Annotated in this window: 12 protein-coding genes and 1 pseudogene; 2 read left to right on the forward strand and 11 right to left on the reverse strand. The window is 71.3% G+C overall.

The window, feature by feature from the left end; translation table 11 throughout:
* Positions 1 to 31: 31 nt before the first annotated feature.
* The 10 genes and pseudogenes from ACIPJY_RS05690 to dnaK all read right to left on the reverse strand — a co-directional run bounded on the left by ACIPJY_RS05690 (position 32) and on the right by dnaK (position 10,838).
* On the reverse strand, positions 32 to 1,276 hold the full coding sequence (locus ACIPJY_RS05690) for a lipopolysaccharide biosynthesis protein (protein WP_400463515.1): 1,245 nt from the start codon (positions 1,274 to 1,276) through the stop codon (positions 32 to 34).
* Between the two features lie 39 nt (positions 1,277 to 1,315).
* Positions 1,316 to 2,536, reverse strand: a complete 1,221-nt coding sequence (locus tag ACIPJY_RS05695) for a glycosyltransferase (RefSeq protein ID WP_400463518.1) — start codon at positions 2,534 to 2,536, stop codon at positions 1,316 to 1,318.
* 58 nt (positions 2,537 to 2,594) lie between these two features.
* Entirely contained in the window at positions 2,595 to 3,908 is a 1,314-nt protein-coding gene (locus tag ACIPJY_RS05700) for a nucleotide sugar dehydrogenase (RefSeq protein ID WP_400463520.1), read from the reverse strand.
* Positions 3,905 to 4,900, reverse strand: a complete 996-nt coding sequence (locus ACIPJY_RS05705) for a Gfo/Idh/MocA family protein (protein ID WP_400463523.1) — start codon at positions 4,898 to 4,900, stop codon at positions 3,905 to 3,907. Before ACIPJY_RS05705 ends, ACIPJY_RS05700 begins: the two co-directional genes overlap by 4 nt.
* Positions 4,897 to 6,014: pseudogene (locus ACIPJY_RS05710) on the reverse strand (DegT/DnrJ/EryC1/StrS family aminotransferase). The gene ACIPJY_RS05705 and the pseudogene ACIPJY_RS05710 overlap by 4 nt, the downstream one beginning before the upstream one ends.
* Positions 6,011 to 6,622, reverse strand: coding sequence for an acyltransferase (locus ACIPJY_RS05715; RefSeq protein ID WP_400463526.1), 612 nt, complete (start codon positions 6,620 to 6,622; stop codon positions 6,011 to 6,013). Before ACIPJY_RS05715 ends, ACIPJY_RS05710 begins: the two are co-directional and overlap by 4 nt.
* Before the next feature lie 155 nt (positions 6,623 to 6,777).
* A complete protein-coding gene (locus tag ACIPJY_RS05720; protein WP_400463848.1) occupies positions 6,778 to 7,188 on the reverse strand; it encodes a heat shock protein transcriptional repressor HspR in 411 nt (136 codons plus the stop codon).
* A gap of 123 nt (positions 7,189 to 7,311) precedes the next feature.
* Entirely contained in the window at positions 7,312 to 8,316 is a 1,005-nt protein-coding gene (locus ACIPJY_RS05725) for a DnaJ C-terminal domain-containing protein (protein ID WP_281266773.1), read from the reverse strand.
* Between the two features lie 23 nt (positions 8,317 to 8,339).
* Entirely contained in the window at positions 8,340 to 8,975 is a 636-nt protein-coding gene (locus ACIPJY_RS05730; RefSeq protein WP_400463529.1) for a nucleotide exchange factor GrpE, read from the reverse strand.
* A gap of 3 nt (positions 8,976 to 8,978) precedes the next feature.
* Positions 8,979 to 10,838, reverse strand: a complete 1,860-nt coding sequence (gene dnaK / locus ACIPJY_RS05735; protein WP_400463532.1) for a molecular chaperone DnaK — start codon at positions 10,836 to 10,838, stop codon at positions 8,979 to 8,981.
* Positions 10,839 to 10,987: 149 nt separating this feature from the next.
* Here dnaK and ACIPJY_RS05740 point away from each other — a divergent pair, with 149 nt between their 5' ends.
* A complete protein-coding gene (locus ACIPJY_RS05740; protein ID WP_400463535.1) occupies positions 10,988 to 12,160 on the forward strand; it encodes an ankyrin repeat domain-containing protein in 1,173 nt (390 codons plus the stop codon).
* Positions 12,161 to 12,219: 59 nt separating this feature from the next.
* Positions 12,220 to 13,206 carry a hypothetical protein gene (locus ACIPJY_RS05745; RefSeq protein WP_400463538.1) on the forward strand — a complete coding sequence of 329 codons (987 nt, stop codon included), beginning with the start codon at positions 12,220 to 12,222 and terminating at the stop codon, positions 13,204 to 13,206.
* A 15-nt stretch (positions 13,207 to 13,221) separates the two neighbouring features.
* On the opposite strand, the gene ACIPJY_RS05750 is transcribed toward ACIPJY_RS05745, so the two are convergent.
* On the reverse strand, positions 13,222 to 14,409 hold the full coding sequence (locus tag ACIPJY_RS05750) for a glycoside hydrolase family 1 protein (protein WP_400463851.1): 1,188 nt from the start codon (positions 14,407 to 14,409) through the stop codon (positions 13,222 to 13,224).

Raw genomic sequence — 14,409 nt, forward strand, 5'->3', positions numbered from 1 at the left:
TCGCACCGGGCCGTGCACTGGTCCGAGTCCGTCAGTCGCGGACGGACCGGGTCGCGGCGACCACCAGCCCGAGCATCACGAGGTAGGCCGCGATCATCGCGCCGGAGAGCCCCGCCAGCATCACGGGCACGGGCGCACCGAGCAGCGTCGGCACGACCACCGCACCGGACGTCAGGACCAAGCGTCCGGCGTCCCAGGCGAGTTGCGAGGACTGTCGACCGAGCATCCCGAGTACCTGGCTCACGGGCGACACCGCGACCTGCAGCGCGAACGCCGGCGCCAGGATGCGGGCGTACTCGCCCGACCGTGTCCAGTCCGGCCCGAACACCGCACCGAACACCGACGGCCCGGACACGATCACGACGACGGTCGCAGCAGCCCCGAGCACCAGCAGACGACCCACGACCCGCCGGAGCGGATCTCGTACCGACGCTCCGGCGCGGATCCGCCGTCCCATCGCCCCGGCGACCGTCTGCGCGACGGCGTCCGCGAGCATCCCGACCGGTGAGCCGAGGACCCGCATCGTCAGGGCCACCAGTCCCGCCGCCGCACTGCCGTGCGCCGCGGCGATGAGCACCCCCGGTGCCTGCTGCCCGACGACGTTGAGCATGGAGGACCACGGGGTGATCCAGAGGAAGCGCCGGTGCACCGACAGCACGGCCCGGACGGAGCACGGTGACGGGCTGGCTCGGAGCGACGCCGGACGGAACATCCCGAGCAGTGCCGCGAGTCGCCCGGCAGCCAGTCCACCGGCGAGCCCGAGGGCTCCGGTCGAGGCCATCACGAGGTTCCACGCGGTCTGCCCCACGCCCTGGCACACGTTCCGGATCGCGATCGAGCCGTGACGCTGGGCCCGGGCGAGCACTGCGGTGGCCACCCGGTGGAGTCCGACCACCCCGGTCGAGACCGGGACGATCCACCAAAGGTCGGCGAACGTCGGCGCCGAGAACTGTGCAGCGAGCGCATCGCGCGCGAGCCAGGTGGCCACTGCCGTCGCACCACTGACGAACGCCGTCGAGACGATGCCGATCAGCACGAGCGGGCGCATCGTGGCGTCCTGCGCCACGGGGAGTGCGCGATCGGTCCCCATGGTCGCTCCCGCTCCGAGCACGGAAGCGATCGCGGTGACGACGGCGAGCACGCCGAAATCCGTCGGGGCGTACAGCCGGGTCAACAGCGGCGAGACGACGATGACCAGGCCCTGGCCGAGCAGCGTCCCGAACAGGATCGTGAGGATCGCCCGCGTGGGTCGGGGTCGGGGTCGGGGTCGGCGCACGGTACCCGCCGTTCGTGAGGTTCAAGGGCCAGTGAGCGGTCACTTGGATACTACATTCTGGTCGGCGTCCGACGACGAACTGGGAAGGTACCCGTCGAACGGTGCCGCACCGCAGAGCCGTCGGTAGACCCGGAGCAGCTCGGGCGCTTCGTGGTCCCACCGGAAGCGCGCATCGACCAGCGCACGGCCGGCGCGCCCGTGCGCGTCGAGCAGATCGGGATCGGCGGAGTACCGCTGCAGTGCCCGGACGACGGCGTCTGGATCGCCCGCGGGCACCCAGGTCACGCACTCGGCGTCGTCCAGGAGTTCCCGCCAGTACGGGACGTCCGTCGCGATCACCGCGAGGCCGGCAGCCAGGTACTCGAAGAGCTTGGTGGGGATGGACGACGCGTAGGCGACCGTCGGCAGCAGGGGCAGCAGTCCGACCCGCGCGGTCTGCAGCAGGTCCCGTGCCCGGTCCGGCGGGAGGACGCCGCGGTGGTCGATCCGACCGGTGCCGCAGAGGGCATCGAACGCGCGGCGATCCACCGCCCCGTCGATCGGCCCGGCCGTGCACACGCGCCACCCCGACGGCAGCGCCGGCGACCCGGCGACGCCGCTGACGACGCCGATGCCGCGGTCATGACTCAGCGCCCCGAGGTAGACCGCGATCGGCGGACGTCCGGACGCATCCGCCAGGGTGGCGTCCGACTCCCGGAGCACCGGCAGGTTCTGCACGACCGTCGTGCGAGCAGCCGGGAACCGCAACGCGATGGTCGGGGTCGCGGCGACGACGGCGTCCGCGTGGGCGGCCAGCCGGACGACGCCACGGGCGACCGGGACAGCGACCCTGCGGATCCGCCCGAGGTACTCCTTGCCGGCGACCTGCGCCGGCAGGTCTTCGTGCGCGTCGTACACGACGCGGCGCCGCGCGAGGCGGAGGAGCGGGACGGCCCACGCCAGCTCCGGATCGTGCAGGTGGACGACGTGTGCCCGGGACGACAACGCGGCGAGCACCGCCTGGACGGTCGAGACGACCAGGCGTCCGGGCCGCCCGCGCCGCGGAAGGCGTCGGACCCACACGCCGCTCCGCTCGTCCGGGCGATCCCAGTCGGCCGGAGCCCGCTCGGCGCTGCCACCGCCGGTGTCGACCGCCACGAGCGCCGTCCGGTACCCGGCGTGTGCCGCGGTCGTGGCCGCCCGGGTGTGGATCCGGTTGTCGGTCCAGGGGTGTGCGCTCGATACGTGGACGATGTCGAACGGGCGAGGGCGGGAGTGCATGCTGCGACGCTAGGTGCCTCCGCGCGCAGATCACCAGTTCTTCACATGTTGCATTCCATCACGGGCGCTGCACGGGGCGAACCGGAGGAGCGCCGATCGACCCGACCGTCGTCGACGGCCAGCGCGCCGTGTCGATGACCCGCCGCCCGTCCAGCAGTGTGCGCACGCCGGGGAACGAGTCCTCGCCGAGCGTCGCGTACTCCGCGTGGTCCGCCTGCACGATCACCGCCTCCACCGGCGCGCCCGCGCGGTGCGGGACCAGCCCGAGGCCGACCAGCTCGGCGTCCGTGTACAGCGGGTCGGACACGGACGCGAGGGCACCCCGCGCGCGCAGAGCCACGACCGTGCCGAAGACCCCCGAGAAGGCCGTCTCCTGCACACCCCCGCGGTACGACGCCCCCAGCACGACCACCCGTTCACCGGCGAGGTCACCGTGCAACCGTTCCAGCACGTCGACGGCGTGTTCGGGCATCGCCGCGTTGCGCCGGCGAGCGGTCGACACGACCGAGGCATCCGGGTCGTTCCAGAGGTAGAGCTGCGGGTACACCGGGATGCAGTGCCCACCGACCGCGATGCCGGGGCGGTGGAGATGGCTGTACGGCTGCGAGTTGCACGCGTCGATCACGACGTCGACGTCGATGCCGTTCCGTCCCGCGAACACCGCGAACTCGTTCGCCAGGGCGATGTTGACGTCGCGGTACGTGGTCTCCGCGAGCTTGGCGAGCTCGGCCGCCTCTGCGGTCCCGAGGTCCCAGACGCCGTTCGGACGCCCGAGGTCCGGCCGGTCGTCGAACTGCAGCACGCGCTCGTAGAACGCCCGAGCCCGGTCCGCGCCACGCGCCGACAGCCCGCCGACGAGTTTCGGGTACCGACGGAGGTCCGCGAACACCCGGCCGGTCAGGACTCGTTCCGGCGAGAAGACGACGTCGAAGTCGTCCCCCTGCACCAGCCCGGACGCGGCCTCGAGGCGAGGTACCCACCGGTGACGCGTCGTGCCGACCGGCAGCGTGGTCTCGTAGGCGACGAGGGTCCCCGGCGCGAGTGCGCGGCCGACCGACTCGGTCGCCGCGTCCATCGCCCGGAAGTCCGGCTCGCCGTCCCCCGTCACGACGAGCGGGACGACGACCACCACCACCTCGGCGTCCTCGATCGCGCACGCCGGGTCACACGTCGCCCGCAACGCCCCGGCCCCGACCGCGGCCGTCAGGGCTTCGCCCAGACCGTGCTCGCCCGGGAACGGCTCGTGCCCCGCGTTCACGGCGTCGACGACCCGCTGGTCGACGTCCAGGCCGGTCACCCGCACCCCCGAGGACGCGTACTGCACCGCCAGCGGCAGGCCGATCTTGCCGAGCCCGACCACGGCGACCCTCATGCCGTCACCTCGACGGTCCTGCGGGTCCGGGCGGACTCGAGCACCGCTTCGGCGATCCGCACGATCCCGAGCCCCTCGCGGAGCGACACGATGTCCGTCGGCTTCCCGAGCACGGCGTCACGGAATGCCTCGTGCTCGACGACGAGCGGCTCGCGCTTCTGGATCGCGAACCGCGTGCTCGGCCCCTCGGCGACACCGCGGAAGGCAGCCACCTGGTCCCACCCGGTCGTGACGGTGCCGTTCTCGTGGAAGGTCAGGTCAGCACTCACCGTGTCCGCGACGAACGTGCCGTGCTCACCGGTGACCACGACGGCGCGCTCCTTGAACGGCGTCAGCCAGTTCACCAGGTGGGTCGTCAGCGTGCCGTCCTCCAGTTCGCCCGTCACGGTGACCAGGTCCTCGTGGGGACGCCCGCTCCTGTGGCACGCCAACGCGGCGAGCCGGGCGAAGGGCGACCGCGCGAGCCACGTCGTGACGTCGATGTCGTGCGTCGCGAGGTCCTTGACCACGCCCACGTCCGCGATGCGTGCCGGGAACGGGCCCTGCCGTCGCGTCGCGATCTGGTAGACCTCGCCGAGCTGCCCGTCGTCGAGCCGCCTGCGCAGCTCCTGGAGTGCGGGGTTGTAGCGCTCGACGTGGCCGACCGCGCCGACGAGTCCTGCGCTCGCGAACGCGGCGACCAGTCGTGCCGCGCCGGCGGCGGACGAGGCGACCGGCTTCTCGATCAGCGCGTGCACGCCCGCTTCCGCGAGCCGGATGGCGACGGGTTCGTGGGCGGCGGTCGGCACCGCGACGACCGCGGCGTCCAGCCCGAGGTCGAGCAACTCCGCCACGGAGGCGACGACCGGCGCCCCGCCAGCGGCTCCGTGCACGTCACCGAGCGCGTCGGCCGCGCCCACGAGCTCGACACCGCCGAGGTCGCGCAGGACCCTGGCGTGGTGCCGGCCCATCATGCCGAGGCCGACGACGCCGACGCGCAGCGACCGCGTCACCGGGAGCCCCCGGCCGCGGCGAGCGTGTTCACGGCGGCCACGATCCGGTCGAGCTCACGGAGGGTGAGCGTGGGGTAGACCGGCAGGGCGATCACCTCTGCGGCGGCACGGTCGGTCTCGTGCAGGTCGGATCCGCACACCGCGGCGTCGGCGAACGACGGCAGACGGTGCACCGGTGTCGGGTAGTAGACGCCTGCACCGATCCCGTACTCGTCGCGGAGCGCGTCCACGAAGCCGTCGCGGTCGTCCGGCACCCGGATGACGTACTGGTGGAACACGTGCTCCGCCTCGGCGTGCACGATCGGCGTGACGACGCCGCGGATTTCTCCGTCGAGGTACGCCGCGTTCGCCTGCCGCTGCGCGGTCCATGCGCGCACCTTGCGCACCTGCACCCTGCCGATCGCGGCGTGCAGGTCGGACATCCGCGCGTTGAACCCGACGATCTCGTTCGCGTACCGCTCAGCCATCCCCTGGTTGCGGAGCAGCCGGAGCACGCGCTCCGACGACGGTGACGCCGTCGCGACCATGCCGCCTTCCGCCGCCGTCATGTTCTTGGTCGGGTAGAGGCTGAACGCCCCGGCATCCCCGAAGGTCCCGACGCGCCGGCCGGCCCACCGTGCGCCGTGCGCCTGCGCGGCGTCCTCGACCACCAGCAGGTCGTGCTCCCTGGCGACGGCCGCGATCGCCGTCATGTCAGCGGGGTGTCCGTAGAGGTGGACGGGGACGATCGCCCGCGTCCGCGCGGTCACCGCACGCTGTAGTGCCGTCGGCGCGACGCAGAACGAGTCCGGATCCACGTCCACGAAGACGGGTGTCGCGCCGACGAGCCGGACCGCGTTCGCCGTGGCCGCGAACGTGAACGACGGCACGAGGACCTCGTCCCCCGTCCGACGCCGAGCGCGATGAGTGCCAGGTGCAGTGCCGCCGTGCCGCTGTTCACCGCGACCACCGGCCGCCTGTCGAGGAGCGTGGTGCTGAACTCCCGCTCGAACGCCGCGACCTCGGGGCCCTGGGTCAGACGACCGCTCGCCAGGACGGCGTCGACGGCGCGGCGCTCCTCGACGCCGATGAGCGGCCGTGCGGCCGGGATCACGTCGACCGTCTCGACGCTCATCGCAGCAGTCCGACCACGTCGCCGTGGACCGTGTAGCGCTCACCGGTGCGCGGGCACACCAGGGCGTCTGTGCCCTCGACCAACCGGACACCGCTGCGGCCGACCCAACCGATCCGGCGCGCGGGCACCCCCGCGACCAGTGCGTGGTCCGGGACGTCCCTCGTGACCACGGCGCCGGCTGCGACCATCGCCCATCGCCCGATCCGGACCGGGGCGACGCACACCGCCCCCGCGCCGACCGACGCACCGTCGTCGATCACGACCGCTGATGCCTGCCAGTCGTCTCCGGACTTGACCGTGCCGTCCGGGAGGACCGCTCGCGGCACCGTGTCGTTCGTCAACACCACGCCGGGGCCGACGAACACCCCGTCACCGAGGACCGCAGGACCGTAGACCAGGGCGGCGTTCTGGATCTTGCACCGCACACCGATGCGGACGCCGCGCCCGATCGTGACGCCACGGCCGACGACGGACTCCGCACCGACGACCGCGTCCGCCTCGACGTGACTGCCGTCCCAGACCCGGACGCCCGGGCCGATCGAGGCGGTGGGCGCTATCGCCGCGGCTTGTGACGCCGTCGGACCCCGTCCCGGTTGGTGTTCGCACATGTGCATGTCCCCGCTTCCCACGACGGCCCCTGCCGTCGTGGGAAGCGTATCGGGAACCAGTACTTCAGTACCAGATTTTCGTATTTTGCATACGGAACGCTTCGGACTTCACGTCGGTCCGGGGAGTTCGTCGTGGTCGGGCGCTCAGATCCCGGTCAGCGCGGCCCGCGGTAGAGCACGATCTGGGTGTTCCGCTGCGGCCGTGCACCGGCTCGCAGGGAGACCGCCGCTCCCGTCGTGGTGGCCGCGAACACCCGGGCGCCCGGCCGGTTGATGAGCTGGTCGGCCAGGGCCGTCTCGAGCTCACGCACCCGGTCGCGCAGTTCCTTGTTCTCGTTCTCGAGCTCGAGCACCCGCCGGATCCCCTCCAGCGACACCCCCTCGGAACCGAGTCGCGCGATCTCGCGCAGCTGCGCGATGTCGCGCATCGAGTACCGGCGGGACCCGCCTCGGGTCCGCCCCGGCACGACCAGGCCGAGCCGGTCGTACTGCCGCAGCGTCTGCGGGTGCATCTCGGCCAGTTCCGCCGCGACCGCGATCGCGAAGACGGGCGAGTTCTCGTCCATGTCGGTCATCGAGTGCTCCTTCCGTCGTCCGCGTGGTCTGGAAACAGCCTGGAGGCTCGGGTCGGCTTCCTGACGGAGCCGCGCCGAGCCTCCAGGCCGGGTCTACTGCATGTGTGCGCAGCGTCAGCTGCGCGCCTTGGCGAGGAGGTCCTCGCGGGGGTTCTCGTCCGGCAGGGCCGCCGCGAGTGCCTCGACGGCTTCCTTCGCCTTGTCCGACAGGTGCGACGGCACCGCCACCTGGACGGTGGCGAGCAGGTCGCCCGTTCCGTTCTTGGTCGCGACGCCTCGTCCCTTGACGCGCAGGACACGACCGGAGGGCGTGCCGGGCGCGACCCGGAGCTTGACGGGGTCGCCGCCGAGGGTGGGCACCTGGATGGTCGCGCCGAGCGCTGCCTCCACGAACGTCACGGGGACGTCCAGGCGCAGGTTCTGCCCGTCGCGCTCGAACACCGGGTGCTTGCGGACGTGCACGGTCACCACCAGGTCACCGGACTCGCCGCCGTCTGGCGAGGGTTCACCGCGACCGCGGAGCCGGATCTTCTGGCCGTCCGCGACCCCCGCGGGGATCCGGACGTTGACCGGACGGCCGTTGCCCTGCGACAGCTTGACGGTGTCGCCGGCGATGGCCGTCGTGAAGTCGAGCGTCGTCGTCGCGGTGACGTCGCGCCCCTTCGTCGGACCGCCGAAGCCGCGGTAGCCGCCGGAGGGCTGACCGAAGCCGCCCCCGGCACCGCCGCCGAACATGCCGCCGAGGATGTCCTCGAAGCCGCCACCGCCACCCTGGCCGAAGCGGACACGCTGTCCGCCACCGCCCTGCTGGCCGAACATCCCTCCGAAGACGTCCTCGAAGCCGCCACCCTGGCCTCCGCCGCCCGCCGTGAAGCGAGCGCCGGAGCCCATGGCGCGGACCTGGTCGTACTCGGCACGCTGCTCCTTGTCGGAGAGCACTGAGTACGCCTCGCTGATCTCCTTGAAGCGGTTCTCGGCCGCGGTGTCACCCGGGTTGGAGTCCGGGTGGAACTGCCGCGCGAGCTTCCGGTAGGTCTTCTTCAATTCGGCTTCGGACGCGTCCTTGGACACGCCGAGGACCTTGTAGAAGTCCTTGTCGAACCAGTCCTGACTGGCCACGGATACCTACCTTCCTGCCCGGATCAGGCCGGGACCGCCACCGCGACCTTGGCCGCACGGAGGACACGCTCACCGAGCTTGTAGCCCGGCTCGACGACGTCCGCCACGGTCTGGCCGGTGGCGCCCGGTGTCGGGAGCTGCACGATCGCCTCGTGGATGTTCGGGTCGAAGGCTTCACCCTTCTCGCCGATCTGCTCCAGCTTGAACTTGCCGAAGCCGCCACGGATCTTCTGCGCGATGACCAGCATCGGACCTTCGGCGAGGTCGCCGTGTGCCTCGGCGCGGGTCAGGTCGTCGAGGGCCGGCAGGAGTGCGCGCACCACCTCGGCGATCGCGACCTCTCGGTTGGCCTCACGGTCGCGCTCGACGCGCTTCCGGAAGTTCACCAGCTCGGCCTGCGCACGGAGCATGTCCGCCCGCATCTCGGCGACGAGGTCGCGGTCGGCCGTGGACAGCTTGTCCTCGGCCATGCCGCGGGCCGCGTCGGCGAGCAGCGCTTCGTCCTCGGGGCTGAGGTCGTTCGCCGCGTCGGTCGGCACCTCGACGTCGGGGCCTTCGGCCTCGATCAGGTCCTCGGGCTCCGCCGCGTTCGTGGCGTCGCCCTCGACCTGGGGCTCCTCGTTGTTCTCGACGTTGTCGTCGTTCGTGGAGTCCGTCATCGGCTACTTCTTGTCGTTCTCGTCGTCGTCCACGACCTCGGCGTCGACGATGTCCTCGTCGTCGGCCGGCTGCTCGTCCGTGGGCTGGTCGCCACCGGCGGCCGCACCCGCGTCCTGCTGCGCGTAGATCGCCTGGCCGAGCTTGCCCTGCGACTCGTTGAGCTTGTCGAAGGCGGTCTTGACGGCGTCCTCGTCCTCACCAGCAAGGGCGGACTTCAGGGCGTCGACGTCGGCCTGCACCTCGGACTTGACGTCGGCGGGGAGCTTCTCGTCGTTCTCCTTGATGAGCTTCTCGATCGAGTAGACGAGCTGCTCGGCCTGGTTGCGACGCTCGTTGGCCTCGCGACGGGCCTTGTCCTCGGCCGCGTGCTCCTCGGCTTCGCGGACCATGCGCTCGATGTCCTCCTTCGGCAGCGAGGAGCCGCCGGAGATGACCATCGACTGCTCCTTGCCGGTGCCCTTGTCCTTCGCGGACACGTGCACGATGCCGTTGGCGTCGATGTCGAAGGTGACCTCGACCTGCGGGACGCCACGGGGAGCCGGCGCGATGCCGGTGAGCTCGAACGTGCCGAGCGGCTTGTTGTCGCGGGTGAACTCGCGCTCGCCCTGGAAGACCTGGATCGCGACCGACGGCTGGTTGTCGTCAGCGGTCGTGAAGGTCTCGCTCCGCTTGGTCGGGATCGCGGTGTTGCGGTCGATGAGCTTCGTCATCAGGCCGCCCTTGGTCTCGATGCCGAGCGACAGCGGGGTGACGTCGATGAGCAGGACGTCCTTGCGCTCCCCCTTCAGCACGCCGGCCTGCAGTGCGGCGCCGACGGCGACGACCTCGTCCGGGTTGACGCCCTGGTTCGGCGACTTGCCACCGGTCAGCGACTTGACGACCTCGGCCACGGCGGGCATGCGGGTCGAGCCGCCGACGAGGACCACGTGCGCGATGTCGTTGACCGACACGCCCGCTTCCTTGATGACGTCGTTGAACGGCTTCTTGGTGCGGTCGAGCAGGTCGGAGGTCATCTGCTCGAACTGGGCGCGCGAGATGGTCTCGTCCAGGTTCAGCGGGCCGTCGGCCGTCAGCGTGAGGTACGGCAGCTGGATGCTGGCGCTCAGCTGGCTCGAGAGCTCCTTCTTGGCCTGCTCAGCGGCTTCCTTGAGACGCTGCTTGGCGATCTTGTCCGTGGACAGGTCGACGCCGTGCTCGTCCTTGAACTTCTTGATCAGGTAGTCGACGATGCGCTGGTCCCAGTCGTCACCACCGAGGCGGTTGTCACCGGAGGTCGCACGGACCTGGATCGTGGAGAAGTCGTCGTCCTTGCCCACCTCGAGCAGGGAGACGTCGAACGTACCGCCACCGAGGTCGAAGACCAGGATGAGCTCGTCTTCCTTGCCCTTGTCGAGGCCGTAGGCCAGCGCGGCCGCGGTCGGCTCGTTGATGATGCGGAGGACGTTGAGCCCGGCGATCTCACCGGCGTCCTTGGTGGCCTGGCGCTCGGCGTCGTTGAAGTACGCCGGCACGGTGATGACCGCGTCGGTGACGTCTTCGCCGAGGTACTGCTCGGCGTCGCGCTTGAGCTTGCCGAGGATGCGCGCCGAGATCTCCTGCGGCGTGTACTTCTTGCCGTCGATGTCCGTCGTCCAGTCGGTGCCGATGTGGCGCTTGACGCTGGCGATGGTGCGGTCGACGTTCGTGACGGCCTGGCGCTTGGCGGTCTCGCCGACCAGGACCTCGCCGTCCTTCGTGAACGCGACGATCGACGGCGTGGTGCGCATGCCCTCGGCGTTCGCGATGACCGTGGGCTCGCCGCCTTCGAGAACGGAGACGACGGAGTTGGTGGTTCCGAGGTCGATGCCTACTGCACGTCCCATGTGTTGGTGCTCCTTCTGTTGGTGCGGATGCTGCTGAAGTCTGCGGACTTGCGTCCGATGGACTCAACTCTACTCCGGACTGGAGGCACGTCAACTCCGGGAGCTGAAAGTTGCGTCTGAGTGACGCAACTTCGGCTAGTCTCGACCCCGTGCGATGGAGTCGAGTGAACTGGCCGTCAGTGGGCTACGTGTCGCTCGAGGACTTCGAGGGCAAGACCGACCACCTCGCCCGGCTGGTGCAGGACGCACCCCCGCCGGTCGCCGCCCTCGCCACGGTCCGGTGGACCGACTCCCGCATCGCCAGGTGGACGGTCGAGGCCGGCCACCGGCACCAGGCGCCCGCGGATGATGACACCGCGGCCCTGCCCGATCACGGCGAACCGGACCCCGTGGTCCTGCACGCGGACGTGCTGGTCCGCAACGACGAGGTGCTGGACACTCCCGAAGGGCTCTGGCGCCGCTGGAACCACGCCCGCGTCCGTGTCCGCTTCGACGACGCCGTGATCGAGCCGCCGCTCCTCGACGCAGCGACCCTCCTCGCCGGTGACGCGCATGTCATCCGCGGTGAGATCGAGCACGCGGGTCGGGACGCCTGGGAGCTCCGGCTCCTCGTCTCCCCCATCGGCGAGGTCGCGATCCGCTTCACGGACGTCACGATCGAGGTCCGCAGCGTCAACGAACAAGACTTCACCGACCTCGAGTCGCGTCCGGCACGCGGCTGGCACGGCCCGGTGCCGGACGGCTGGGTGGAGTGGGCGGACGAGGTGGTCCGCGCCGCAGCGCACGGCGACCTGGGCGGCCTGCACCTCGCCGACGACGCCAGCGACGTCGACGACCTGGACCCGCGGTGGGGCTTCGCCCCGCTGCACGCCGCGGCCTGGTTCGACCGGCCGGAGATGCTCGAGGAGCTCATCGGCCGCGGAGCCTCCCTCGAGCTGCTCGACGTCGAGGGCCGCACACCGCTGACGCTGGCCATCGACCGCGACGCGCGTCGTGCCGTCGCGGTCCTCGTCGCTGCCGGCGCGGACCTGGAGGCCCGGGACACCGACGGCAACACGCCGATCGTCCGCGCTGCATGGGGTGGCCACGCGGCCATCGTGCGTGCCCTCGCCGAGGCGAGTGCGGACCCCGGTGTGCGCGGGTCGCGCGGCGCGACGCTGCTCATCGCCGCGGTCGACTCCGGGGACGTCGACACGGTGCGTGCCGCGCTCGACCTCGACGTGGACCGGGACGCCCAGGACGACGAGGGCTCGACCGCCGCAGACCGCGCCGACCTGCTCCGTGAGCCGACCGTGGCCCAGGTCCTCGCGGACGGAGCCTGACCACACCGGCTTGTCGATATTCCTGTTCTGGATGCAGTACATCGGTTACTGTCCAGCACATGGGTTCCTCGACGACGCGATCACGCTTCCTGACCGTCCTCGCCACCACGCTCGTCGTGGCAGCCGCCGGCGGACTCGCCGCTGCGAGCCCGGCACGTGCAGCGGCAGACATCCCGAACGACGCTGGCGGCTCGGTCCTGGCCGGCCCGTTCGCCTACCCGCCGATCGACAAGAAGGTGTCCGGCACCGCGACGACCGTCACCGTCACCGCGACGCCCGAGTGCCAAGAGGCCATCCGCTGCGAGGTCACCGCCGCCGGTGTGACGCCGAGCAGCAGGGAACTCCGCCCCCTGGCGATCGGGACCCAGCCCTGGCCGTCCTGGGTGCAACCCGGCGAGTACATGACGGTCCGCTTCACCTCGGTCGCGTACGGCCGGAACGGCGGCCGGGTGGAGCGGTGGGGCGGCGGCGATCCGTACGTGGGTCGCCCGGGCCCCGCGCGGACGAAGCTGATCGCCGAGATCCGATCGGTCGACCTCATCTCGAGGTCCGCGGTCATCGCCGGCACGGCGACGAAGGGTGCTCGCGTGTCGATCGGCGGTCAGGAGACGGCCGTCGACACGACCACCGGAACGTGGTCCATCACGGTCGCCGGGCTGTCCATCGGCACGAACCCGCTCATCGCGATCCAGAAGATCAACGGCGTCGAGTACGACCGGGTGCCCCTGAGGGTCGTGCTGGACCCGCCGGCGCTCGACCCGGTCACGGTGACCGGTCCGGCAACCGTGCAGCCGGGTTTCGAGAACCGGTTCACGGGCACCGCGACACCCCACGCGACGTTCCGTGTCCTCGATGCCGCCGGCGATCCGATCACCCCAGGCGCACACGCCGTGCTGGCCGACGGCACGTGGGCGTTCGCCCTGACCGTCCCGGCAGGCGTGACGGAGTTCCGGTTCGCCATCGAGCAGACCGCGAACGGGCGGACCGAGACGAGCCGGCTGTTCACGATCCCGGCGGACACCAGGAGCGCGCCGGCTGCCCGGTGACGGGCAGCCGGCGGGTCAGGACTCCAGCGCGTTCGCCTTCGCGACTCCGCCGTACCAGTGCGCGGACGGCTTCGGGGTGCGCTCGAACGTCACCGGGTCCCAGGACACCAGCCCGAACGTCGGCCGGAAGCCGGACGCCCACTCGTAGTTGTCCAGGAGCGACCAGTGCTGGTACCCGAGGACCTCGATGCCGTCCTCGATGCAGCGGTGGATCCCCTCCAGGGCGCCCTGCGTGTACGCCCGGCGACGGGTGTCGTCCGCGGTCGCGATGCCGTTCTCGGTGATCATCAGCGGCACGTGGCCGGAGAGCTCCCACGCGCTGCGGAGTCCGTCGGCGGAGGCCTCCGGGTAGAACTCCCAGCCGGTCAGGGTGGTCTCGACGTCGTCGGCGACGGGGAGCGGACCGTTCGGCCCGATGAACGTGCGCGTGTACGCCTGCACGCCGAGGAAGTCGTCGCCGGCGGCGTTCTCCAGGTACCAGTCGTCGCGCGGGTACCCGTACTCGCGGAGCATCTCGTCCGCACCGGGCTCGCCGTTCGAGCGGAACGCCTGGGTCGCGACGGTCCACCCGGACCGGAGGCCGGACACCTGTCCCAGCACCGCTCGCGACCGCTGGTGGCTGGCCAGCAGGGCGTCGGCGACGCCGAGGTCCGGGTTCGGCAGGCCGTAGGCCACCAGGTTCCGGGCGTCCTCGCCTCCGGCGAGCATCGCCGCGATGTTCGGCTCGTTGATGGTGCAGACGTAGCGGACGCCGTCCGAGACGACGGGGAGCGCGGCCTCGGTGTAGCGGGCGAACAGGTCCGCTGCGTCGGGGGCGCGCCAGAAGCCGTCGCGCTCGAACCAGCGCGGCACCGTGAAGTGCATGAGCGTGACGATGGGCTCGATGCCGAACTCGTGGCACGTCTCGACCATGCGCCGGTAGTGGTCGATCTCGGCGCGGCTGACGAACCCGCGCTCGGGCTCGATGCGCGCCCACTCGATGCTGAACCGGTAGGAGTTCAGCCCGAGCTCGGCCGCGATGCGGATGTCCTCGCGGTACCGGTGGTAGCTGTCCGCGGCGTCGCCGGAGGGCTCGACGATGGTGGTGTCCGGCTCGTGCTCGTGCACCCACCAGTTGCTGTTGACGTTGTTGCCCTCGATCTGGTGTGCGGCGGTCGCCGCGCCCCAGAGGAAGCCGTCGGGGAAGCTGAGCGTGGTGATGAT

Origin of the sequence: Curtobacterium sp. NPDC090223, assembly GCF_044746585.1 — a bacterium.
Lineage (GTDB): Bacteria > Actinomycetota > Actinomycetes > Actinomycetales > Microbacteriaceae > Curtobacterium.